This window comes from Pseudomonas sp. JAI111 (assembly GCF_024809425.1).
Lineage (GTDB): Bacteria > Pseudomonadota > Gammaproteobacteria > Pseudomonadales > Pseudomonadaceae > Aquipseudomonas.
The window spans coordinates 1,198,206-1,220,344 of the sequence record NZ_JANUCB010000001.1 but is presented as its reverse complement, the minus strand read 5'-3'; the positions used below and the strand labels follow the sequence as shown (position 1 = coordinate 1,220,344).

The following is a 22,139-nucleotide window of genomic DNA, read 5'->3' as shown; positions in this document are numbered from 1 at the left end:
TGGTGATGGCGCATGCTCAAGGTCAACAACATCCAATCAGCTTGTACCTTAAAATCTGGGGGCTGTTATTTGTCCTCAGCACCCTGTCGTATCTTGTCGATTACTTCCACTTCCACGGCTACCTTCGCTGGTTCCTGATCATCACGTTCATGTTGTTAAAGGCCGGTTTGATTGTTTCCATCTTCATGCACATGGCCTGGGAACGATTGGCCATGGTCTACGCGATCCTGGTGCCACCGTTGTGTTTGCTGGTGCTTGTCGGACTGATGGCCACCGAGGCCGATTATGTTTTTCTCAGCCGGGTGATTTTCTTCGGACATTAAAAAACGCCCGGACGCTTTTAGCTTCCAGGGACTGACTGATAACGAATGCCGCTATATCGTTCGCTTGAACTGATGCCACCGATGCAGCCAGGCGACTGTCCAGTGAGGGGCTGCCGCTCCCGTACCGGCGATCTCCAGCAGTGGATGATGTTCAATAACGCCGTCCAAAACCGGCTCCTGATTCGGCTCGACATCCACGAAGAAGATATGTTTTCCCTCGGCCACGACCTGTTTAAAACTGCGGAAGTGAGCGTTCGGCACTTGTATGCCAAAGAAGCCGCCTTCCCAGATGCAGAAGCCAAGTACAACAAGGGCAAGAAATACAAAAGGCATCCAGCCGGCAGCGGATTCGGTCCAGCCCAACCAATAGGCCGCGCCAAGAACCAGTGCCGCGAGCGGTATTCCAACCAGCGCACCAATTTCCCCGGAGTGGACGACATCCTGCTCCATTAACGAGTTGATCTCGTGAAGGTGATGTTGTTCGACTTCGGCTATGTGTTCGCTGAGCACATGGATTTGTTCGGAGTTGATGCCGCTGGCTTCCAGTTCGTTTTCAACGGCTTCAAGATCGTCGAGGTTGTTGCTGATGTAATAGTGACGGTTCATGCCACACCTCCTATCCCGTGCTTGCCCAAGACCCCCCTCTGTCTTGAAGCTGTTCGCCGAGATTTGCAGTCGGTATCAGTACCCGTGGGCAACGTTTCACGCTTGTTTCAGGCCTAAAAAAGTATAGCACCGCATATTGGGCAGGCATGGGGGCGGGGGGAGGTGGCCCGGGTTCACAGCAAGCCAATCCAGACCCCTTGCTGGCCCTATAAACGCAAAGGACGCCTCGAAAGGCGCCCCATTCAACTATTCCGCATCCATGCGTCGAGCAATGACATCCAGCACATCGCAACCGTCGCGCAAGGGCACGCAGCAGAGCAACGCAAAGTCGCTGAGGATCACCGAGTCAGACGTGATGTCGCCTCGCATCGCGAGGTTTTCAAGAAGCTGCGTGACAGCCCGGATTCTGTAGCTGGCGGTGCTGAGCAGTGAATGCAGCGGTTGGGTGGTGTTGACGTAGAGCGAGGGAAGGTCGTCGGCGTTGCTGGTTAAAGCCATGTATTCGTTCATGAGTGATTACCATGTTAGAGGAGGACCTACCACTCAATCGTCGCCAAACAATAGGGTGGTAGCTGTACGCGGGTTGGCGAACCGGACCATGGTAAAACCGGCAGACCCTGAGGTCTCCCACGCACAGCCACCAAAAAAAGAGGCAGCCGAGTGCGTTCAAAAGCGCTCCGAGAAATCCTCGGAGGCTTCCGTACCATGGCATCGAGTCGCCAAACCCGATACGCCATTTTTGGCGCGGGTCGACTATAGACTTCATGGTGAAAACACAGCAATGCGCAAGTCTACGGACAATTCCCACCGTAGTGTAGGACCTTGCCTTTTCGAAAATTGGCCACTTTCGTGCCACTAGCGAATGGGGTCTCGAACGCTAATGACGGGCGTTGATTGATCATCCAGGATGAAAAGTCAGCGGTTCACTGAATCCTGTTCTCAACGAGTCAGGCCTTGCTGATCCATACGGAATTTAAGAGCCTCAATCGGATCGGACGGCGGCATCGGGTAATGCTCGTCTTCGTACTTTTCGATGAGCAGCGCCAGAGTTTCCAGATCATCACCTTCAGGCGAACCAATGCCTGCCCCCCACAGCTGCTCCACACGAGCAAATGTAGCGTTCAGGTCTTCTTGGTTGAGAATTAGCTTACGGTTCATTCCACGGTCTCCGCGTTGATCTGGTCATACAGGGTAAAGGGTGCAGAGAAAACCGTTACCTGGGCAAGAAAAACGCTAACAAAACACCGGTTTTGCGCCAAAACGTTAATTTCCGCCCTTGAAACACAAACCCCAGACATAAAAAAACCGGCCATCAAGGCCGGTTTTTTCTTTACCTGCATCCCCCGTCAAAAAACAACGTGAGACCTAAATTCGATTGGAGCGGGTGAAGGGAATCGAACCCTCGTTATCAGCTTGGGAAGCTGGAGTAATGCCATTATACGACACCCGCTCAGAGCGGCTGACTTTGTACCAGATGTGCGCGTGGAAATGAAGTTTTTCTTTGCGCGCGATGCGTTGGGTGCAGGTGAAACGGTCTATCACGGGCAAGCCTCGTGCCTACAGGAATGCTTTCAACACTGTGGGGCGAAGCTTGCTCGTGATGACGCTGTTTCAGATGGCCAATGCATGTTGGTCCTGGACGTAGTGGTAACGCGGTCGGCTGGTGTGCTGCGCCGGTTTCAGGAAGCCCAGCAGTGCCTCGCGGCTGTCTCGGCAAGCGGCTTTGTGTTCCATGTCGAGAAAGTGCCCGGTGGCCTGCAAGGTGCTGAAGGTGGCGTGTTGCACGTGGTTGGCGAACAACCGGGCGCCATCGGCGGCGGTGTATTCGTCCCATTCGCCGTTCATGAACAGCACGGGCACGTTGATTTTCTCAGCGGCTTTGAGGAAGCACTGACGATCGCTGTGCAGCAGGTCGCTGATGTGGAAGTGCATCTGACCGTATTCATGTTCGGCCAGGCTGCTGACGTGGCGATAGTTGAAGCGCTTGAACAGCGTCGGCAGGTGTTTGCCGATGGTGCTGTTGACCAGGTTGCCGACCCGGTCGCCGTCCCGGCTGCCAAGGTAGTCGATGCCGCGCTCGAGGTAGTCGAGCATGTGCGCATTGATCTCCGGAGAGAACGAGCTGATCACGGCTTTTTCGATGCGTCGTGGCTGGTGAGCAAGAGCGACCAGGGTCGCGGCGCCTCCCCAGGAAAACGACAGCACGTGTTCGGCGGCGAAGTGGTCAATCAGCTCCAGGAGGATCTGCCCTTCGACTTCCTTGGTCAGCAATTTTTCATGCAGGTTGTGGGCTTTCGACTTGCCCGCATAGGGCTGGTCGTAGCAAACCACGTTGAACTGCGGGTGAAGGTTTTTCACGGTTTGTGCAAACGACGCAGTCGTGGCCATCGAGCCGTTGACCAAGATAATGGTCTTCTCTGCGGCGTCTGCGCGATAGAACTCCGTGTAAACCCGATACTGACCCTGTATATCCAGCACAGCGATTTCTGGCCTCATGTCATAAGACTCCTGGCAAGCGGGTATGCGCGCAAATGAGATTGCACGAGCTTTGTGACAGGTAGGCATACGCCTGGAATTTGGAGGCCCATGTCGATCCGTACTGCAGGTCGACGGGTATTATTATTGGCGGGCAGTCTGCCGGTCTGAGGCGGAACCTGAGGGTTCTCTAACCGGCAAAAAGTTTCTTAGAAGTATGTTGTGACTCGTCAGTCACATTTCGGCTGACGACCTGATTCAAGCAGGGGAGACGGCATCACGCAAGTGCCTTTCGTAAATTGTTCGACAACTTCTGCTGAGCGGTAGGCTGCTTAGATCAATTGAATCTCTTCGGTGCGCAACGGGCGGTACTCGCCCGGTTTTAGCGCGTTGTCGAGCACCAGCGGCCCCATGCTTTCACGGTGCAGGCGCAGCACTTTGTTGTCGAAGTGGCCGAACATTCGCTTCACCTGGTGGTAACGACCTTCGACGATGCTCAGTCGAGCGGACGTGGGGCCGAGCACCTCCAGCACGGCCGGCTGAGTGGTCAGATCCTCGAAGGCGAAGTACAACCCCTCAGCGAATTTCAACGCATATTCCGGGCCGATCGCTTGCTCGGTCTCGACGTAGTAAATCTTGGGCAGCTTGGTCTGCGGCTGGGTCAGGCGTCGCGACCAGCTGCCGTCATTGGTGATCAGCATCAGGCCGGTGGTGTTGAAATCCAGGCGGCCGGCGATGTGCAGGTCTTCCTTGTCCGGCTCCTGGATCAGGTCGAGGACAGTCGGGTGTTGCGGGTCGCGGGTGGCGCTGACGCAGCCGGGCGGTTTGTGCAGCATGAAATAGCGTGCGGGCTTGCCGACTTGCAGTACATCCCCATCGACCTCGACGCGGCTGAACTCCAGCACTTGGGCATGCGGGTCGCTGACGACTTTTCCGTCAATCCGCACGCGCTTTTCCACCAGCAACAGGCGGACCTGTTGACGGTTGAAACGCGGCAGATTGCTGAGGAAACGGTCGACGCGCATGACGAAGGATCAGTGGTGAAAGGGCGCGTATCTTACGTGATCAGCCGAGCGGGTGCTTACAACTGCGCCTCGACCTCGGCACAGCGTGGGCACAGGCAGGATTTATTGCGCAGTTCCGCGGGCAACGCTTCGAGCACCGCCGGGTCGATGCTGACGCCAAAGCACCAGCACGTTTGATCGACGGTTCGCGGGTCCGCCAGGGTGCAGGCGTTGGAGGCGCCGCAGGCCGGGCACAGGTCAGGATTATTCATATAGGACTGTATTCATAACTGGAGTGAGGCATTTCCACGCACGTTCGGTTGCGGCCGGCTTGCTTGGCCCGGTACATCGCATGATCGGCCCGAGAGAGCAGGGTGTGCAAGGTTTCATCGACTTGCAAGGTGGTCAGGCCGATGCTGACTGTCAGCTGCAGTTCATTTCCGTTGTAGGCATAACGCTGCTGTTCGACGTGCTGGCGAATTTTCTCGGCGATCATCAGACCGGTCTCACCGTCGGTGTCCTTGAGCAGCACGATGAACTCTTCGCCACCCCAGCGGCAGACAATGTCGGAGTGTCGCAGACAACTCTCCAGGTCCCGGGCGAAGCCGATCAGCACCTGATCGCCGGCCAGGTGACCGTAGGTGTCGTTCAAGGCCTTGAAGTGATCCAGGTCCAGCAACAACGCCGTCAGCGGCTTGGGCTCGCGTTGGGCCTCGTGCATGGCTTGCGCAGCCAGGAGGTCGAAGCCGCGACGGTTCGGCAATTCGGTCAGGCTGTCGAGTGTCGCTTGCGCCTGGATCTTGCCCTGATAGCGCTTGATCACCCGGTTGAGCAGGGCCAGCACGATCAGCGTGACGAGCAGGCAGATCAGCAGGTTGAGGTACAGCGACTGACGGATTTCATTAAGCGCGCCGTCTTCACGTTTATCGACAAACAGGTACCAGTTCAATTCCGGAATGAACCGCACATTGAGGAAATGCCCCTGGCCGTGGACGGAGTATTCGTAACTGCCGCTGTGGGGTTTGGGTAGCTGGCTGACCAGCCCCTTCATGCTGTCCAGTTCGTCGAGTTTCTGGCCGATATGCGCGCCTTGTGGACCGCCCTCGGCGCCGGTGAGCACCAGGCGTCCGAAGTTGTCGACAAAGTAAACACTGCGCTGGTAACGCTGCTGGTATTTGTCGATCAGCTTGATGACCGCATCGACCGTCAGGCCGACGCCCGCCGCGCCAATGAAGCGGTTGTTGTAGTCGTAGACCTTGTAGTTGATGAAGAAGGTCAGGTTGTCCTTGTTGGCGAGGTCCGGGTCGACATTGATCTCGTAGGGATCGGCCATGTCGCGTACGCGGAAATACCAGGCGTCGCGCGGCTCAGTGGATTTGACCTGCTTGAGTACGCCCTTGGCGTGGTAGTACGTGAGGCTGGTGTTGGAAACGAAAAAGGCGGTGTAGGCGCCGTAGTGCGTCATGACCTCGTTGAGGTAGCGGGTCATTTTATCGGGGTCTTGCTCGCCGTTTACCACCCAGTCACGCATGAAGGTGTCGCGGGACATCATCGAGGAAATCAGGATCGGTCTGACGAGGTCTTTCTGGATTTCCGAGTAGACCGTGTCGGAGGTCAGCGGCAGCTCGGTGTTGACGATGTTGTCGCGGATCGACGCGCGCGAGGCGTAGTAGCTGAGGAAGGACGTGGCCAGGAAACCTGCGCCCAACAACGCGATGAGCGTGAGGACCAACGAGCGTTGTGAATACAGCGACGAGCGAAGCGGCATGACGTTTCCGTTGGCAGTAACCCGATGGCAGGCATTCTAATGGCACTGCCGGAAAATAACTGCTCCATGTGCGCCGAGCGCGGTCCTTGTAGGAGTGAGCCTGCTCGCGATAGCGTCGCATGAGTCGACATCTGTGTTGGATGTGCTGACGCCATCGCGAGCAGGCTCACTCCTACAGGGGGGGCGGTGGTTAGCTCAGGGATTGCAGATACGCACGCCATCCGCCTAGATGACTGATATTGACGGCCCCCTCCAACCCATACGCCTCACAGATAAACCCGCTCTCCCAGCGCCCATCCGCCAGCTGCACTTTGCCCAATCCCAGCGGCGCTGGAATCCCGGTCAGGAACGAGCCCAGTTCACTGCTCGGCAACTCCCAGACCTCCACTGCAATGGCCACGCCGCCATCCTTCACCCGAACCATCCCCGGACGAAACGGCGGCCCACCGGCCAATGCATACAGTTGATAGTCCGGTGAGCTCAACGTGGTCTCGACCAACCGAGCCCCGCGCCGCTTCAGTTGCCAGTTCAAGGCCAGCCCGTCCAGATGCGCGCCGCACACCACCAGGCGTGCACGGTCATTGCGGGCGACCGTTGTCGGTGCTGGCTCAGCCGAAGGACGCTGAAACGCATCCGCCACGCTCAACAAATACTGATCGGTAAACGCCCGGCCAAACAGCGTCACGCCCCACGGCAAGCCATTGCCCATGAAGCCGCTTGGCACCGCAACGGCGGCGTAATCGAGCAGGTTCATGAAGTTGGTGTAGTAACCCAGTTCCGAATTGCGCAGGACCGGTTCGGCGGCCAGTTCCGCCAGCGTAACCGGGCGGCCGATGGTCGGCGTGACGACGCAGTCCAGTCCTTCCAGCGCCTTGTCGCAAAGCGCCTTCAAGGCTTGCAGTCGATACTGGGCGCGGAAGGTCTGCACGCCCGTCACCGCCGGAGCCTTGGCCAGCACGGCGCGGATCACGGGCAACACGGCTTGCGGATTTTGCTCCATCAACTCGCCGGCCACGCTGTAACGCTCGGCCACCCACGGACCTTCATAGAGCAGGCGCGCTGCCTCAAGGAACGGCGACAGATCGAGTTCCACCGCTTCGCCGCCCAACGCCTTGAGCTGATCGATAGCGTCACCGAACAGCAGTGGCCCTTCAGGGCAGCCGAAGAATTCCAGATCCTGTGCACGGGGCACGCCGAAACGGAAAGGGCGCGGTGCGCCGAACGCCGAGCCGTCATTCCACAGCGGATTGCTGCGGCTGTATTCGTCTCGTGGGTCAAGGTGCGCGGTGAGCGCGAGCAACTGACTGGCTTCCCGAGCCGTCGCGGTAAACGTCGTCACGCAATCGAGGGTGCGACAGGCTGGCACCACGCCCGCCGTCGAGATCAACCCTTTGGTCGCTTTAAGGCCGACCAGATTGTTCAGCGCCGCCGGGACTCGCCCGGACCCCGCCGTGTCCGTGCCCAGCGAAAAACTCGCCACTCCCAGCGCGACCGCCAGCGACGAGCCGGCGCTCGAGCCGCCCGACGGATACTCCGGCAACACACTGTTGGGGCAGGCGCCATACGGCGAGCGGCTGCCGTTCAGCCCGGTGGCGAACTGGTCAAGATTGGTCTTGCCCAGAGGAATTGCGCCCAGTGCCAGCAGTTGCTCGACGATGGTCGCCGAACGTTCCGGCACATAAGCAAAATCAGGACACGCTGCGGTCGTCGGAATGCCCGCCAGGTCGATGTTGTCCTTGATTGCGAACGGCACGCCGTACAGCGGCAGGTTGTCGAGTTCGCGGCCGTCGAGGGCCGCCAGATACGGTTCCAGTTCTTCAACACTGAGCAAATGGATGAACAGGTGATAGTCCGGGTTCAGCGCCGCGGCTTTGTCGCGCAGGCTCAGTAGCAGTTGCCGAGGTGTGGTGCTGCCGTCGCGGTAAGCGCTGCGCAGGGCGTCGAGTTGCAAATTGACGTTCATGGCTTGATCCTTTTCAAAATGGCTTCAGTCGAGTTCCAGCACCACGACGCGCTGTCCGGCGCGCACCGCCGAACCCGGTTGCACACGAATCTCGCGCACCACGCCGGCGAGGGGCGCGAGCAGCGGAATTTCCATCTTCATCGACTCCAGAATTACCAGCACATCGCCGGCTTCCACGCGGCTGCCGGTCTCTACCTGCACCTGCCAGAGATTGCCGGCGATGTGGCTGTCGACGCTCATTTCACCGCTGGCCAGCGGCGCGTCTTCGGTCACTTGCGCGATCAGTTCTTCACTGTCGAAATGCGCCTGGCCGCTGGCGATCCAGCGTTCGCGTTCGGCGTTGAACGCGCCTTGTTGTTGATCGCGAAAGGCGGCGATGGTCTCGGCTTCTTTTGCCAGGAAGGCCTGGTAATCCGCCAAATTTAACTGGCTGTGCTCAATGTTCAGTTCGAAGCGCCCAAGGGGAAAATCACGACGGATGCGCAGCAACTCATCGGCACTGACCGGGTAGAAACGGATCTGGTCAAAAAAGCGTAGCAGCCACGGTTTGCCATCGAACGCCGCGACTTCGCGGTAGCGGTTCCACATCTGCAACGTACGACCGACGAACTGATAACCACCGGGGCCTTCCATGCCGTAGACGCACATGTAGGCGCCCCCGATGCCCACCGAGTTTTCGGCGGTCCAGGTGCGAGCCGGGTTGTACTTGGTGGTGACCAGCCGATGGCGCGGATCGAGCGGGGTGGCGACCGGCGCGCCGAGGTAAACGTCGCCTAGGCCCATCACCAGATAGCTGGCGTCGAACACCGTGCGCTGCACTTCGTCGAGGTTCGGCAGGTCGTTGATGCGGCGGATGAACTCCAGGTTGCTCGGGCACCACGGCGCGTCCTTGCGCACGGTGGTCATGTATTTTTCGATTGCCAACTGACAGGCCGGATCATCCCAGGACAGCGGCAAATGCACGATGCGAGAGGGCACTTGCAGGTCTTTGGCGGCGCACACGGCGTCCCATTCTCCGGCAACGATGCCGAGCAGATCGGCCAGCGGCAGTTGCTCGGGTTGGTAGTGCACTTGCAGCGAGCGAATGCCGGGAGTGAGGTCGATGACGCCGTGCAGGTGTTTGCCTTCCAGCGCTTGCATCAGGGCATGGGCGCGGAAGCGCAAAACAAGATCAAGTTCCGGCGCGCCGATTTCCAACAGCAGGTGAGTATCACCCGACAACCTGGCAACCAGCCGCGTATCCCCCTGACCCAAATCCAACACCACGGGCGACACAATCTCCTGTGGGAGCGGGCTTGCTCGCGAAAGCGGTATGTCAGATACATCAGTGTTGACTGGCCCGGCCTCTTCGCGAGCAAGCCCGCTCCCACAGGGGGTATTCCATTTCAAGGCGAGGTTGCGGGCGGTCTTTAGATCGACCGGTAGGAATTGCACTTTGTCCCCAGCCTTGAGTTGCCCCAGCTGCCAAAGGTCCGCCTCGATCACCGTCACCGGGCACACAAACCCGCCCAGGCTCGGGCCATCCGGCCCCAGGATCACCGGCATGTCACCGGTGAAATCCACCGCGCCAATGGCATACGGATTGTCATGGATGTTCGACGGATGCAGCCCGGCTTCGCCACCGTCGGCACGCACCCATTCAGGCTTGGGTCCGATCAAGCGCACGCCAGTGCGGCTGGAATTGAAATGCACTTCCCACTGGGTCGCGAAAAACGTGCCGATGTAGTTTTCGGTGAAGTATTCCGGCGCGCCATGGGGACCGTAGATCACCCGGATCTGCCGCACGGCAGGTAATTCGGTGACGTGTTCCAGTTGTTGAACGACACCACGATTGATCAACGCAGGCACGTGCAACACGTCACCCGCGCGCAGCGCACGACCGCCGTGCCCGCCAAACTGTCCCAGCGTGAACGTGCTTTTGCTTCCCAAATAATCCGGCACTTGCAGGCCACCGCGCAGGCACAGGTAGCTGCGTGCGCCGGCACCGGCAATCGTGCCGAGGCTTAACGTGGCGCCGGCCGGAATCAGCAACGCCGTGTTCATCGCGACGGCTTCACCGTTCAACGTCAGTGGAATCACCGCTCCGGTCACCGCCACCACCGCATCGCAATTGAAGCGCAGCAGCGGTCCACTCATGGTGATTTCAAGCGCGGCGGCGCCTTCGTCGTTGCCCAGCAAAAGGTTGCCCAGGCGCAAGGCGCGACTGTCCATCGGCCCTGACGGCGGTACGCCCACCGCCCAGTAGCCGAGACGGCCGGGATAGTCCTGGACGCTGGTCTGTGTGCCGGCGCTGAGCACCTCAAAGGTGTTGGCCTGATACACCAGCCCTTCAAGGCAACGGGTCCACGGCTGACCGCTGGCGAACGGCACATCCTGCAGAATCTGCCGCAGGTAATCGCGATTGGTTTCCACGCCATAGAGCAGGCTGTCACCCAATGCCTGATGCAAATCGGCGCGGGCTTCTTCGCGGGTCGGCGCCCAACTGATGACCTTGGCGATCATCGGATCGAAGTAAGGTGGAATCTCGCAACCGGCCTCGACCCAGGTGTCGATGCGCAGCTGTTTGCCGTCGGCGGCCGGGAAATTCACAGCGGTCAGCAACCCCGGGCTCGGCTGAAAATCCCGGCCCGGGTCTTCGGCGTAGAGCCGTGCCTGAATTGCATGACCGTCGGCCTTCAGGCCCTGGCTCAACTCGCTCAATGGCGGCAAGTCACCCGCCGCCAGTTCCACCATCCAGCGCACCAGGTCCACGCCCCACACTTGCTCGGTGACACCGTGTTCCACTTGCAGGCGAGTGTTCACTTCCAGGAAATAAAAGCACTGGTCTTCGCTGTCGAAGACAAATTCCACGGTGCCGGCGCTGCGGTAGTTGACTGCTTTTGCCAGCTTGATCGCCGCCGCACACAACTCATCGGCCATGCCCTCTGGCAGGTTCGGCGCCGGGGTTTCTTCGAGGACTTTCTGGTTGCGTCGTTGCACCGAGCAGTCGCGCACGCCGAGGGCAATCACTTCGCCGCGACCGTCGCCGAACACTTGGACTTCAAGGTGCCGGGCGCGCTGGATGTATTTCTCGATGAACACACCGGCGTCGCTGAAATTGTTCTGGCCGAGGCGCTTCACCGCTTCAAAGGATTCGCTCAACTCGGCTGCGCTGCGGCACACGCGCATGCCGATGCCGCCACCGCCGGCGGTGCTCTTGAGCATCACCGGATAGCCGACCTGTTCGCCGGCGATCAAGGCCGCGTCGAGGCTGTCGAGCAGTTCAGTGCCTTCGAGCATCGGCACGCCGTGTTGTTTGGCCAGGGCGCGGGCGGTGTGCTTGAGGCCGAACACCCGTAGCTGCTCCGGGGTCGGGCCGATGAATGCGATGCCAGCCGCTTCGCAGGCTTCGGCGAACGCGGCGTTTTCCGAGAGAAAACCGTAGCCGGGGTGGATCGCGGTGGCGCCGGTAGAAGTGGCGATGGCAAGAATTTTATCGATCGCCAGGTAGGTGCCGGCGGCGGCGCCTTCACCGAGGCTGTGGGCTTCGTCGGCTTGCAGGATGTGCAAGCTGGCGGCATCGGCTTCGGAGTAAACGGCGACGCCCTTGACCTGCAATTCGCGCAGCGTGCGCAGGATGCGGCAGGCGATAGCGCCACGGTTGGCAATCAGGACTTTTTCGAACATGGCATAACCCCTGAAGGGGATGCGGGCCGTCCCGCAGTTTTTCGATGAGCGCCGGGGTCGTCCCCGACGGAAAAATCACTTCACTCAAAAACACCACTGAACCCTTGTAGGAGTGAGCCTGCTCGCGATAGCGGTGTATCAGTCGACATCAATGGTGAATGTGCTGACGCCATCGCGAGCAGGCTCGCTCCCACATTGGATTTAGGGTGTTTTACTTCTTGAGGCACTGGCCCGAACGCGCCTGGCACAGCGCAAACAACCAGCGGCGCAAACGTACGAATTTCAATTCCATACCAGCAACTCCGCAGGGGTCGGGTTGTAGGCATTGCACGGGTTGTTCAACTGCGGGCAGTTGGAGATCAGCACGATCACGTCCATCTCGGCCCGCAGGTCGACGTATTTGCCCGGCGCCGAAATGCCGTCTTCAAACGTCAGCCCGCCGTCCGCCGTGACCGGTACGTTCATGAAGAAATTGATGTTCGGCCCGATGTCGCCCTTGCCCAGTCGTCCGTCGTGAACGCAGGCGCGCAGGTAGTTGTCGCGGCAGCTGTGCATGTAGCGTTTTTCCAGTGCGTAACGCACGGTGTTGCTCTCCTGCGCGCAGGCGCCGCCGAGGGTGTCGTGACGTCCGCAGGTGTCGGCGACGATGGTCAGCATCGGTTTGCCGAGGTTGGAATACAGCACGCTGCCGGTGCTCAAATAGACGCTGTTCTGCCGGCGCAAGGTGCGCTGCACGTCGTAGCGTTCCTTCGGGTTGGCGACGCTGTAGAACAAGGTGTCGACGGCCTGGTTGCCTTCCAGATCGAGGATGCGCAGGGTCTGGCCGGCCTTGACCTCCATCAGCCAGGGTTCGCCAGCGGGGATGGTGGCGCGGTAGACCGCCGTTTCTGCATGCTTGTGCGTGGTAGCGATGGCGAGTGACATGGCAGCGATCCTCAGGCGAACAGACGGTCGGTGTTGATGAAGCCGCGCTCGTTTTCCGGGCGCGAGGTGCGGCAATGTTCGGCGACGCTGGCGTCGGCGTTCATCCAGCTCAGCTTCAATGGTTTCGGTGCGTATTCCGGCGACGGGTCCATCGGGTGTTGCAGCGCGGTGAGCACCACCAGCGTGTCCATTGGCGCGTACAACTCGATGTAGTCGCCTGCTTTGGAATTGCCTTCGACGAAATGGAAACGTCCGGCTTCATCGACATTGACGCGGCTGAACAGGTTGAGGGTCATCAGCAGATCCGACAGGCCCAGGCCCCACTTGCCCAGTTCCACCAACAGGTTGTCGGTGCCGTTGCGGAAGAAGCCGTTGCGCAGTTCCTGGTAGCGGCCGGCGCCATACTTTTCAGCGACTTCTTCGGCGCAGAGCACGCCGCCGAGGCTGTCGCTCCAGCCGCAGGTGTCGGTGGTGATGGCGGCCAGGACGCGGCCCATGTCCGAGTACAGGCAATGGCCAGTGGTGAGCTTGGCGGTGTGTTGGCATTTGAGGCTGTCGGGCAGGTTCAGGCGTTCGGTTTTTTCGTTGGCGTTGAGCAGCGTCAGGCTAACGTTGGCGCCGCCGCGCAGGTCGGTCAGGCGCAGCAATTGGCCGCGTTTCAACACGAACGAGCGATGACCGCCGCCGGGGAGCATTTCTTCGGCGAAGGGTGGGAACAATTGAGTCGAATCCGTCATTTCAAAATTCCTCTAAGCGATACGAAGCGTGCCTGCCAGGGCTTGCGGCAGGGCGTCGACGGCGGCGCGATTGACGCGGCGGTCGCTGTTCAAAGGGATGTCGTAGGTGATGCGCGCGCCATAGGCGCCGGGGGCGTGCGGGTCGACGCGGACCTTGTCGAACACCAGCAGGCGCGTGCCGAGGCTGAAACCTTCGGACAGATCATGGGTGACCATGAACACGGTCAGTTGCGTCTCGCGCCACAGCTCCAGCAGCAGGCCGTGCATGTCTTTGCGGATGCCCGGATCGAGAGCGCCGAACGGTTCGTCGAGCAGCAACACCCGGGGTTTCATGATCAGCGCTTGGGCGATGGCCAATCGTTGCTGCATACCGCCGGAGAGCTGTGCCGGGTATTTATCCAGCGAATGGCCGAGGCCGACTTTGTGCAGCAGCACCGAGGCCTGTTCCCGGGCCTCGCGTTTGGCGCTGCCGAACAAGCGTCCGAGCAGCGGTGAGCGTGGCAGTTCGAGGCCCAGAGCGACGTTGTCCAGCACTGTCAGGTGCGGGAACACCGAGTAGCGCTGAAATACCACACCACGGCTTGAATCCGGCTCGCCGGCCAGGGCGTGGCCGTCGAGCAGAATCTCACCGCGACTGGCGCGTTCCTGGCCGAGCAACAGCCGCAGGAAGGTCGACTTGCCGCAACCCGAGGCGCCGACCAAGGTGCAGAATTCACCCTCGTTGACGCTCAGGTTCAGCCCTTCGAGCACCACCTGATCGGCGTACTGCTGCCAGACGTTTTTGACTGTGATGAAGCTCATGCGCGAGCCCCCTCATACCAGGGAAAGGCACGCTGGGTCAGGCGTTTCAGACCCCAATCCATCAGCCAGGCGAGCAGCGTGATCCAGACCACGTATGGCAGGATCACGTCCATCGCCAGGTAACGGCGTACCAGGAAAATCCGATAGCCAAGACCGTCGGTGGAGGCGATGGCTTCGGCGGCGATCAGGAACAACCAAGCCGAGCCCAGCATCAACCGCAGCGAGATCAACAGGCGAGGTAACAGCTGTGGCAGCACCACGCGCAGCATCAGTGTCCAGGTCGAGGCGCCGAGGGTCTGCGCCTTGATCAGCAACTCGAGCGGAATTTCCCGGGCGCGCTGTTCCAGATCACGGGCCAGTGCCGGGGTGATACCGATCACGATCAGCATCACTTTCGACAATTCCCCCAGCCCGAACACGATGAACAGAATCGGCAGGATTGCCAGTGGCGGCACCATCGACAGCACGGTCAGCAGTGGCGACAACGGTGCGCCAAACAGCGGCAAGGTACCGGCGGCAATGCCCAGGCACAGCCCGGCCAACGCACTGATGCCGAGGCCGATGGCCAGACGTCGCAGGCTGGATGCGGTGTCTTGCCACAGTACGTATTCACCGGTGCGGCTGTCGGCGGTGAACGCCAGGCGTTGGACCGCGTCGGTCATTTGCACGGCGCTCGGCAGCAGTTTGTCGTTGGGGTTGTCCGTCAGTCGCTCGGCCGAGCCCATGAAGTAGGCGAACAGCACCAGGGCGAACGGCAGGATCACCAACAGCAAGCGACTCGGGCGATCCGGGTGGCGATTGATCAGGCGCATGGCCAGTCCTCCTGTTTACAGCTTGGCGTCGGCTGCCATCTGCACGTAGGTCGGGTCGAAGCGCAGCTTGAGGTTGCTCTTGTCGCCGCTGGTCACGCCATTGGCGAAGGCCATGCCCACCGCGCTGGTGTCTTTGGCGCCTTCACCGAGCAAACCGTGCTGGAAAGAAAACTCTGCGACCTTGCGCATGGTTTCCGGCAGTTGCTTGCTGGTGGAGAAGTCGAGGGCTTCCTTGGGCGTCGCGAACAATTTGGTGGTATCGAGTTGCGCCTGGAAACCGGCCAGGTCGGTGCCGGACGCTTTGGCCATGTGTTCGAGGGCCGTTTTGCTGGCGGCGTTTTTCTCGTTCATCAACGCGACCACTTCAAACCAGGCGCCGGTCAGCGCTTTGCCCAGGGCCGGGTTGTCTTTGAGGGTGGCGCTGTTGACCACCATCATGTCCATGATCTCGCCAGGAATCTGGCTGGAGTTGAACACTTCGGTCACCGCAGGCTTGGCCTTGATGTCCGAGAGCATCGGGTTCCAGGTGGTGACGGCTTTCACCTGATCGGTGTTGAAGGCGGCCGAGATGTCGGCGTCGGAGGTGTTGACCACTTTCAGGTCTTTCTCGGTGAGATCGACCGAATCCAGCGCGCGGGCCAGCAAATAGTGGGAAACCGACAACTCGACCAGATTGACGTTCATGCCCTTGAGGTCGGTGACTTTCTTGCCATCGCCCTTGAGCACGATGCCGTCGTTACCGTTGGAGAAGTCGCTGACGATCAGCGCGGTGCTGTCGACGCCACCGGCGGCCGGAATGGTCAGTGCATCCATGTTGGTCATGGTGCAGCCGTCGAACTGGCCGGCGGTGTACTGGTTGATGGATTCGACGTAATCGTTGAGCTGCACCACATCGATCTTGATGCCGTACTTTTTCGCCCATTTGTCGACGATGCCTTGGCTGCCCGCGTATTCCCAGGGCATCCAGCCGGCGTAGATGGTCCAGCAAACGCTGAAGTGGTCTTTCTGTGCGGCTTGGGACGAGACGCTCACGAGGGCTGCGAAAGCAGCGGCGAGCAGGGCGGGTAAACGAAGCTTGAGCATGGGTGGTTCTCCAGTTGATCAAGGGCGGGCAGGAGTCAACGCGGCACCGCGAACGGTGGCTTGTCTCCCGGGCTTTTGTCCCGCCGTGTAACCTCAACTGGAGGTCGCCAACTCTCGGACCAGCTACTCGCTTAAGCGAGCCGGAACCCTAGTCAGCCATTGCAAATTGTGGTGCCGCGAACCTGTGATGACTCCTGCACGGGTTCACTAAAGCGAGAGCCGTGCCAAGTCGGCTCAAGCGCTCTAGTGTGCGGGGTTACGCGATTGGCGCGGTCAAGAGGGCGAGGAGGGTGCTTTGTGATGGTGCGTGGACGCACCGCAATGGACCGGGCAGGCCGCTGATCCGAAGGTCTGCGCCGCTCGGCACTCGGCCCGGCATCGCCAGTCAAAAGTGGTATCAGCCGGCGAGTTCCGGTTGAGGGTCTTTCAGGAGGCCGTGATGTTTCGCCGACTGTTGTTAGGTATGGTTCTCGGTCTGGGGTTGGCCGGCTGCTACTACTACGCCGGCGGCTACGATGTGTATTCCGCGCCTTATTACTACCCCGGCTATGGGGCCTATTACTACCCTGGCTATTCGCCCTATTACTACTATTACGGCCCCCGTTATTACTACGGCCCACGCTTTTACGGCGGCTATCGCTATTACTACTGGCGCGGGTACGGGCCACGTCATTACGGCGGTGGATACCACGGTGGGCACCACTAATCAGCGCATGAATAGGTGAAAAACCTTTCATCGGCTACTTGTTTCAATGTGTTTCAGAAACGCACCAGATTTCGAAATCGATGTCTGATCTATCGACAGTCACCGAATAATTGACTGTCGCCTGCCAGCGTCGCTGGTATGGCTCACTCGCGGTCCAGGAGGCCGCCATGCTCTGTCGAAAACGGGTCAAACTAATTCTTCTGATGGCTGTATTGGGATTATCTCTTGGTGCGTGCGTACCCTATTCCGATGGAGGAGGCAGCTACTACAGTTCCGAGGTCTACACCTCACCGGCGCCGGTCTATTACTCCGGTGGCGACGGCTACTACACCCAGCCGCGTCGTTACTACGCGCCACCGGCCCGGTATTACCAGCCAACCCCACGGTATTACTACCAGCCGCGGGTTTATCAACCGGCTCCCCGCTATTACCAGTCGCAACGAGGCGACTACCGGGGCCATCAGAATCACGATTGGGGCGGCGGTAACCGTGGCGGCTGGAACAACGACTACCGTGGCGAGGGTGGACGCAATCACGGCGGACGAGGCGACCATGAGGGTCGCGGCGATCATGGTGACCGAGGTGACCGGGGTGGTCGCTGGTAACTCTGACGCAAACCTTTAGAAAAGCGGCGCATCGTGCGCCGCTTTTTTTGTGCCTGAATTTCAGTACTCGGAAAGGTCCGCCAACGGATGCCGACCTTCCCAGACCTTGTGAAAATGTGCTTCCACAACTGCTTCAGGCACATTGATGTCTTGCCAGTGCCAATGCGGTTTCTGGTCCTTGTCGATCAATCGCGCTCTAACCCCTTCACTGAACTCCGGATGTCGGCAGCAATTGAGGCTGATCGTGTATTCCATCTGGAAAACCTGCGCCAGCGACATATAACGGGCGCGGGCGATCTGTTCCCACACCAGATGGGCGGTCAGGGGCGCGCCTTCGCTCATGGTTTTCGCGGCGCGGCTGAACAGCAGGTCCGTGCTGTCACGCAGATGGCTGATGGCTTTCCAGGCGCAACGCACATCGGCAACGTCCAGCAGTTCGTCGATTTGCTGGCGTCGCGGCAACCATTGCGCTTCGGGCAATTGCGCGACGGCTTCCTGTTGCAGGGCCTTGAGCAGACTGTTGAGCTGCATCGGTATCTGTTCCTGCCAGTTCAATTGCAGCAAGCCTTCGATCAACTCTGGTTGCTGTTCATCGAGCAGGAAACGATCGGCCAGGTCCAGATCGATCGCATCACGACCGTTCATGTGAGCGCCGGTCAACCCCAGAAACAACCCAAGCTTGCCGGGCAGCCGTGACAGAAACCAACTGGCGCCGACATCCGGATAAAGTCCGATACTGATCTCAGGCATCGCCAGGCGACTGCTCGGCGTGACAATGCGGATGCTCGCGCCTTGCAGCAACCCCATGCCGCCGCCCAGCACATAGCCATGCCCCCAGCAGATCAGCGGTTTGGGATAGGTGTGCAGATTGAAGTCCAGGCGATATTCCGCGGCAAAAAAGTGCGCAGCCAACGGCGGGACTTCCCCCGGATGCGCGCGACAGGCTTCCACCAGGCTGCGCACTTCGCCGCCGGCGCAGAAAGCCTTGGCGCCGTTGCCGCGCAGCAGGACGCAGACAACTTGCGGATCCTTGGCCCACGCGTCCATTTGATCGCGCAGGGCGTTAATCATCGGCAAAGAAAGCGCGTTAAGGGACTTTTCGGCATCCAGGCTGGCGATGCCGATGCGAGCGCCGTCGGTGCCGGTGAGTTCTTCGAAGTGCAGATTCATCGTGACCTCGATAGGGAAATTAAGCGTTCAGTATGATCGCTGTACAGGAAAGTGGCGGATCTGCGTCAGATCAATTGACAAGCATGGTCAGCTTTCCTAGGGTTCGCCCCATTGTTTTTGCCGGATGTAACCATGACTGCTGACGACCGTATCAAACTCGAACCGAGCTGGAAGGAAGCGCTGCGTGCCGAATTCGACCAGCCTTACATGGCAGAGTTGCGTAATTTTCTGCAGCAGGAGCGCGCGGCGGGCAAAGAAATTTACCCACCTGGACCGATGATTTTCAACGCGCTCAACTCGACGCCGCTGGATAAGGTCAAAGTCGTCATTCTCGGCCAGGACCCGTACCACGGCCCGGGCCAGGCCCATGGGCTGTGCTTTTCGGTGCAACCGGGCGTGCCGGCGCCGCCGTCGCTGGTGAACATCTATAAAGAGTTGAAACGCGACCTGAACATCGACATCCCCAACCACGGTTGCCTGCAAAGCTGGGCCGACCAGGGCGTGCTGATGATCAACACCACCATGACCGTGGAGCGCGCCAACGCCAACGCCCATGCCGGAAAGGGCTGGCAACACTTCACCGACCGGATTATCGAAGTGGTCAGCGAGCATCAACCGCATCTGGTGTTTTTGCTGTGGGGCGCGCATGCCCAGAGCAAGCAGAAACTCATCGATGCCACCAAGCATCTGGTGCTGACTTCGGTGCATCCGTCACCGCTGTCCGCCTATCGCGGCTTCCTCGGTTGCGGGCATTTCAGTCGGACCAACAAGTATCTCGAGCAAAATGGCGAGACGCCGATCGAGTGGCGGTTGCCGCCGCTGGCATAAAGATTGTTCCCACGCTCTGCGTGGGAATGCCTCAACGGACGCTCCGCGTTCGGCTTTGGATGGACGCAGAGCGTCCAAGGCTGCATTCCCACGCAGAGCGTGGGAACGATCAGTGGTCTATCAGTCTGAATCGGGCTCGCGGTTCCAATACCTGAACAATGGCTCCGCCAGAAACAACACAAACAATAGCCGCATCACCTGCATCGCCGTTACCAGCGGGACGGACAATTGCAGGGTTTCTGCCGTCAGGCTCATCTCCGCAATCCCGCCGGGCATCATGCCCAGGGTCAGCGAACGCAGATCCAGATGGGTCAGCGCACTCAAACCCAGTGCCGCCGCTGTGGCGATCAACATCGTCAGCACCGTGCCAATCAATGTCCGCCCCATGAACGAAGGTGCGCGCCGGAAAAACTGCCGATTGAAGTGGCAACCCAACCCGCTGCCGATCAGCCATTGGCCGATCTGGCTGCCACCATTGGGCAAGCCGATGTGCAAATCCCAACCAATGCTCACAGCCGCACTCACCAGCAACGGCCCGAACAGCCAGGGATTGGGTTGGCGCAGACGTTCCCAGATCCAGGCCGCCAACGCGCCGGCCGGGAACAGCAGGGCCAGCAGCCACCAGTTGACCTCGGTGGGATGCAAGACCGGCGCACCGTAACCCAATAAATACTTGAACGCCGCCGGCACACACAGCACCACGACCAATACCCGCAGACTTTGTCCCGCCGCAACCCGGCTAAGCACCGCGCCATTACGCGCGCCGAGGTTGACCATCTCCCCGGAGCCGCCCGGCATGCTGGAAAAGAAGGCGGTGGCGCGATCTTCACCGGTGCGCCGCATCAACCAGACCCCGACCACGGCGGACAGGCTGGTGATCAACGCACCGCAGAAGATCAGGCCGAAATGACTCAGCACCTGCTCCATTACGACCGGGGTGAAATGCAGGCCGATGCCGATACCGACGATCCACTGGCCGCACTTGCGGCCGCCAGGGATTTCCGCCAATTGCCAGGGTGTCAGGCAACGCACCAGGATGATCGCCAGCAACGAGCCGACCATCCATGGCAACGGCCAGCCGACGAGGCTGGCCAGGTAACCGCCCAGCGCGCCGACCAGCGGCGTACCCCACCAGGCGTTGACGGGTGTTCGATCAGACATCGGCGATAGCGCGACGAGCAACCGAACGTTTGCGCCAGATCCGCAGAATCGGCATCAACAGCATGATTGCCGTCAGCACCCAGACACCGAACGTGATCGGGCTCGACCAGAGGATTTCCAGCGCACCGTTGGAGATCGACAGGGCGCGACGCAGGTTCTGTTCCATCAAGCCGCCGAGGATGAAGCCCAGCAGGACCGGCGACAACGGGAAGTCCAGCTTGCGCAGGATGTAACCGAAGATACCGATACCGATCATCAGGAACAGGTCGAAGGTGGTGGCGTGCACCGCGTAGACGCCGATCCCGGTAATGATCGCGATCACCGGCACCAGCGCCCAGTTCGGCACGGCGAGGATGCGGGTGAAAATGCGGATCATCGGGATGTTGAGGATCACCAGCATGACGTTGGCGACGAACAACGAGGCGATCAGGCCCCAGACGATGTCGGGTTGTTGCTGGAACAGCAGCGGGCCGGGGGTGATGTTGTACAGCGACAGCGCGCCGATCATCACCGCCGTGGTGCCCGAACCAGGAACGCCGAGGGTCAGCATCGGTACCAGTGCACCGCAGGCTGCACCGCCGATGGCGGTTTCCGGGGCGGCGAGGCCGCGCATGTCACCTTGGCCGAAAGTGCCCTTGGCGCCGGCGATACGCTTCTCGGTCATGTAGGCCACGGCGCTGGCGAGGGTTGCGCCCGCACCCGGCAACACGCCCATGATGAAGCCCAGCAAGCCGCAACGGATGTTCACCACGAAGACCGCCGAAGCTTCCTTGAAGTTGAACATCATGCGCCCGGTGGCTTTCACCGCTTCCTGGCCGCGATGGGTCTTTTCCAGCAGCAGGAGAATTTCGCTGATGGAGAACAGGCCCAGCACCAGCACCACGAACTGAATGCCGTCAGTCAAATGGATGTTGTCGCCAGTGAAACGGTAGACGCCACTGTTGGCATCGATCCCCACGCTCGACAGGAACAGACCGATCAGCGCTGCGATAAAGGTTTTCAACGGTCGGTCCCCGGCCATGCCGCCGAGACAGACAATCGCAAATACCATCAGCACGAAATATTCCGCCGGGCCGAAGGCAATCGCCCACTTCGCCAGCAACGGCGCGAACAGCACCATGCCGCACGTGGCGATGAACGCACCGATGAACGAGCTCCACGCGGACAGCGATAAAGCCACGCCGGCCAGGCCTTTGCGGGCCATTGGGTAACCGTCCAGGGTGGTCATGACGGTGGAAGCTTCGCCGGGGATGTTCAGCAGGATCGAGCTGATACGACCGCCGTATTCGCAGCCCAGGTATACCGCCGCCAACAGGATCAGCGCCGACTCCGGTGGCAGGCCCAGGGCGAACGCAATAGGAATCAACAACGCCACGCCATTGATCGGGCCCAGGCCCGGCAACAGGCCGACAACGGTGCCGATCAGGGTGCCGCAGAGCGCGGTCACCAGGTTGTACGGGGTCAGCGCGACGCCGAAGCCCTGACCCAAATAGCCAAGAGTATCCAT

The 22,139-nt window shown here is 60.1% G+C and carries 20 protein-coding genes, 1 tRNA gene, 1 pseudogene and 1 riboswitch; of the genes and pseudogenes, 4 read left to right on the top strand and 18 right to left on the bottom strand.

Annotated elements, in window-relative coordinates:
• Positions 1–5 precede the first annotated feature (5 nt).
• Complete coding sequence (locus HNR03_RS05760) at positions 6–323, top strand: cytochrome C oxidase subunit IV family protein (RefSeq protein ID WP_259151527.1); 318 nt, start codon at positions 6–8, stop codon at positions 321–323.
• Between the two features lie 51 nt (positions 324–374).
• On the opposite strand, the gene HNR03_RS05755 is transcribed toward HNR03_RS05760, so the two are convergent.
• From HNR03_RS05755 to HNR03_RS05685, 15 genes and pseudogenes are all read right to left on the bottom strand, one after another.
• A complete protein-coding gene (locus HNR03_RS05755; protein WP_222590126.1) occupies positions 375–929 on the bottom strand; it encodes a magnesium transporter in 555 nt (184 codons plus the stop codon).
• A gap of 246 nt (positions 930–1,175) precedes the next feature.
• Positions 1,176–1,439, bottom strand: a complete 264-nt coding sequence (locus HNR03_RS05750) for a short-chain dehydrogenase (RefSeq protein ID WP_222590127.1) — start codon at positions 1,437–1,439, stop codon at positions 1,176–1,178.
• Between the two features lie 435 nt (positions 1,440–1,874).
• Positions 1,875–2,087: pseudogene (locus HNR03_RS05745) on the bottom strand (type II toxin-antitoxin system HigA family antitoxin); the annotation flags it as partial.
• A gap of 218 nt (positions 2,088–2,305) precedes the next feature.
• A tRNA-Gly gene (locus tag HNR03_RS05740) sits at positions 2,306–2,379 on the bottom strand.
• 161 nt (positions 2,380–2,540) lie between these two features.
• Positions 2,541–3,425 carry an alpha/beta fold hydrolase gene (locus tag HNR03_RS05735; protein WP_259151525.1) on the bottom strand — a complete coding sequence of 295 codons (885 nt, stop codon included), beginning with the start codon at positions 3,423–3,425 and terminating at the stop codon, positions 2,541–2,543.
• A gap of 311 nt (positions 3,426–3,736) precedes the next feature.
• On the bottom strand, positions 3,737–4,429 hold the full coding sequence (locus HNR03_RS05730) for a pseudouridine synthase (protein ID WP_259151523.1): 693 nt from the start codon (positions 4,427–4,429) through the stop codon (positions 3,737–3,739).
• Between the two features lie 56 nt (positions 4,430–4,485).
• A complete protein-coding gene (locus HNR03_RS05725) occupies positions 4,486–4,680 on the bottom strand; it encodes a cysteine-rich CWC family protein (protein ID WP_208671676.1) in 195 nt (64 codons plus the stop codon).
• A complete protein-coding gene (locus tag HNR03_RS05720) occupies positions 4,677–6,176 on the bottom strand; it encodes a diguanylate cyclase (protein ID WP_259151520.1) in 1,500 nt (499 codons plus the stop codon). Before HNR03_RS05720 ends, HNR03_RS05725 begins: the two co-directional genes overlap by 4 nt.
• 190 nt (positions 6,177–6,366) lie before the next feature.
• Positions 6,367–8,139 carry an allophanate hydrolase gene (gene atzF / locus HNR03_RS05715; RefSeq protein ID WP_259151518.1) on the bottom strand — a complete coding sequence of 591 codons (1,773 nt, stop codon included), beginning with the start codon at positions 8,137–8,139 and terminating at the stop codon, positions 6,367–6,369.
• 24 nt (positions 8,140–8,163) lie between these two features.
• A complete protein-coding gene (gene uca / locus HNR03_RS05710; RefSeq protein ID WP_259151517.1) occupies positions 8,164–11,805 on the bottom strand; it encodes an urea carboxylase in 3,642 nt (1,213 codons plus the stop codon).
• Between the two features lie 282 nt (positions 11,806–12,087).
• Complete coding sequence (locus tag HNR03_RS05705; protein ID WP_259151514.1) at positions 12,088–12,729, bottom strand: urea amidolyase associated protein UAAP2; 642 nt, start codon at positions 12,727–12,729, stop codon at positions 12,088–12,090.
• An 11-nt stretch (positions 12,730–12,740) separates the two neighbouring features.
• Entirely contained in the window at positions 12,741–13,466 is a 726-nt protein-coding gene (locus HNR03_RS05700) for an urea amidolyase associated protein UAAP1 (RefSeq protein ID WP_259151512.1), read from the bottom strand.
• A 12-nt stretch (positions 13,467–13,478) separates the two neighbouring features.
• The gene (locus HNR03_RS05695; RefSeq protein ID WP_259151511.1) at positions 13,479–14,267 is read right to left on the bottom strand and encodes an ABC transporter ATP-binding protein; all 789 of its coding nucleotides are present in this window, start codon (positions 14,265–14,267) and stop codon (positions 13,479–13,481) included.
• On the bottom strand, positions 14,264–15,079 hold the full coding sequence (locus HNR03_RS05690) for an ABC transporter permease (RefSeq protein WP_222590134.1): 816 nt from the start codon (positions 15,077–15,079) through the stop codon (positions 14,264–14,266). Before HNR03_RS05690 ends, HNR03_RS05695 begins: the two co-directional genes overlap by 4 nt.
• Before the next feature lie 15 nt (positions 15,080–15,094).
• On the bottom strand, positions 15,095–16,162 hold the full coding sequence (locus tag HNR03_RS05685; protein WP_222590135.1) for a putative urea ABC transporter substrate-binding protein: 1,068 nt from the start codon (positions 16,160–16,162) through the stop codon (positions 15,095–15,097).
• Between the two features lie 62 nt (positions 16,163–16,224).
• A riboswitch (guanidine-I (ykkC/yxkD leader) is annotated at positions 16,225–16,325 on the bottom strand.
• Positions 16,326–16,601: 276 nt separating this feature from the next.
• Between HNR03_RS05685 and HNR03_RS05680 the strand changes: the two genes are divergently transcribed.
• Both HNR03_RS05680 and HNR03_RS05675 read left to right on the top strand, forming a co-directional pair.
• Positions 16,602–16,868, top strand: coding sequence for a hypothetical protein (locus tag HNR03_RS05680; protein WP_222590136.1), 267 nt, complete (start codon positions 16,602–16,604; stop codon positions 16,866–16,868).
• A gap of 167 nt (positions 16,869–17,035) precedes the next feature.
• On the top strand, positions 17,036–17,473 hold the full coding sequence (locus HNR03_RS05675) for a hypothetical protein (protein ID WP_222590137.1): 438 nt from the start codon (positions 17,036–17,038) through the stop codon (positions 17,471–17,473).
• A 60-nt stretch (positions 17,474–17,533) separates the two neighbouring features.
• On the opposite strand, the gene HNR03_RS05670 is transcribed toward HNR03_RS05675, so the two are convergent.
• Positions 17,534–18,643, bottom strand: coding sequence for an enoyl-CoA hydratase/isomerase family protein (locus tag HNR03_RS05670; protein ID WP_259151504.1), 1,110 nt, complete (start codon positions 18,641–18,643; stop codon positions 17,534–17,536).
• Between the two features lie 132 nt (positions 18,644–18,775).
• Here HNR03_RS05670 and ung point away from each other — a divergent pair, with 132 nt between their 5' ends.
• On the top strand, positions 18,776–19,471 hold the full coding sequence (ung, locus tag HNR03_RS05665) for a uracil-DNA glycosylase (RefSeq protein WP_259151502.1): 696 nt from the start codon (positions 18,776–18,778) through the stop codon (positions 19,469–19,471).
• A gap of 120 nt (positions 19,472–19,591) precedes the next feature.
• On the opposite strand, the gene HNR03_RS05660 is transcribed toward ung, so the two are convergent.
• Positions 19,592–20,632, bottom strand: coding sequence for an AbrB family transcriptional regulator (locus HNR03_RS05660; RefSeq protein ID WP_259151499.1), 1,041 nt, complete (start codon positions 20,630–20,632; stop codon positions 19,592–19,594).
• Positions 20,625–22,139: a tripartite tricarboxylate transporter permease gene (locus HNR03_RS05655; RefSeq protein WP_090181158.1), complete on the bottom strand. Its 1,515-nt coding sequence runs from the start codon at positions 22,137–22,139 to the stop codon at positions 20,625–20,627. Before HNR03_RS05655 ends, HNR03_RS05660 begins: the two co-directional genes overlap by 8 nt.

Excerpts from the sequence above, each read along its gene's own strand:
- HNR03_RS05760 (WP_259151527.1), top strand. The coding sequence starts at position 6 with ATGGCGCATGCTCAAGGTCAACAACATCCAATCAGCTTGTACCTTAAA.
- HNR03_RS05755 (WP_222590126.1), bottom strand. The coding sequence starts at position 929 with ATGAACCGTCACTATTACATCAGCAACAACCTCGACGATCTTGAAGCC.
- HNR03_RS05750 (WP_222590127.1), bottom strand. The coding sequence starts at position 1,439 with ATGAACGAATACATGGCTTTAACCAGCAACGCCGACGACCTTCCCTCG.
- HNR03_RS05735 (WP_259151525.1), bottom strand. The coding sequence starts at position 3,425 with ATGAGGCCAGAAATCGCTGTGCTGGATATACAGGGTCAGTATCGGGTT.
- HNR03_RS05730 (WP_259151523.1), bottom strand. The coding sequence starts at position 4,429 with ATGCGCGTCGACCGTTTCCTCAGCAATCTGCCGCGTTTCAACCGTCAA.
- HNR03_RS05725 (WP_208671676.1), bottom strand. The coding sequence starts at position 4,680 with ATGAATAATCCTGACCTGTGCCCGGCCTGCGGCGCCTCCAACGCCTGC.
- HNR03_RS05720 (WP_259151520.1), bottom strand. The coding sequence starts at position 6,176 with ATGCCGCTTCGCTCGTCGCTGTATTCACAACGCTCGTTGGTCCTCACG.
- atzF (WP_259151518.1), bottom strand. The coding sequence starts at position 8,139 with ATGAACGTCAATTTGCAACTCGACGCCCTGCGCAGCGCTTACCGCGAC.
- uca (WP_259151517.1), bottom strand. The coding sequence starts at position 11,805 with ATGTTCGAAAAAGTCCTGATTGCCAACCGTGGCGCTATCGCCTGCCGC.
- HNR03_RS05705 (WP_259151514.1), bottom strand. The coding sequence starts at position 12,729 with ATGTCACTCGCCATCGCTACCACGCACAAGCATGCAGAAACGGCGGTC.
- HNR03_RS05700 (WP_259151512.1), bottom strand. The coding sequence starts at position 13,466 with ATGACGGATTCGACTCAATTGTTCCCACCCTTCGCCGAAGAAATGCTC.
- HNR03_RS05695 (WP_259151511.1), bottom strand. The coding sequence starts at position 14,267 with ATGAGCTTCATCACAGTCAAAAACGTCTGGCAGCAGTACGCCGATCAG.
- HNR03_RS05690 (WP_222590134.1), bottom strand. The coding sequence starts at position 15,079 with ATGCGCCTGATCAATCGCCACCCGGATCGCCCGAGTCGCTTGCTGTTG.
- HNR03_RS05685 (WP_222590135.1), bottom strand. The coding sequence starts at position 16,162 with ATGCTCAAGCTTCGTTTACCCGCCCTGCTCGCCGCTGCTTTCGCAGCC.
- HNR03_RS05680 (WP_222590136.1), top strand. The coding sequence starts at position 16,602 with ATGTTTCGCCGACTGTTGTTAGGTATGGTTCTCGGTCTGGGGTTGGCC.
- HNR03_RS05675 (WP_222590137.1), top strand. The coding sequence starts at position 17,036 with ATGCTCTGTCGAAAACGGGTCAAACTAATTCTTCTGATGGCTGTATTG.
- HNR03_RS05670 (WP_259151504.1), bottom strand. The coding sequence starts at position 18,643 with ATGAATCTGCACTTCGAAGAACTCACCGGCACCGACGGCGCTCGCATC.
- ung (WP_259151502.1), top strand. The coding sequence starts at position 18,776 with ATGACTGCTGACGACCGTATCAAACTCGAACCGAGCTGGAAGGAAGCG.
- HNR03_RS05660 (WP_259151499.1), bottom strand. The coding sequence starts at position 20,632 with ATGTCTGATCGAACACCCGTCAACGCCTGGTGGGGTACGCCGCTGGTC.
- HNR03_RS05655 (WP_090181158.1), bottom strand. The coding sequence starts at position 22,139 with ATGGATACTCTTGGCTATTTGGGTCAGGGCTTCGGCGTCGCGCTGACC.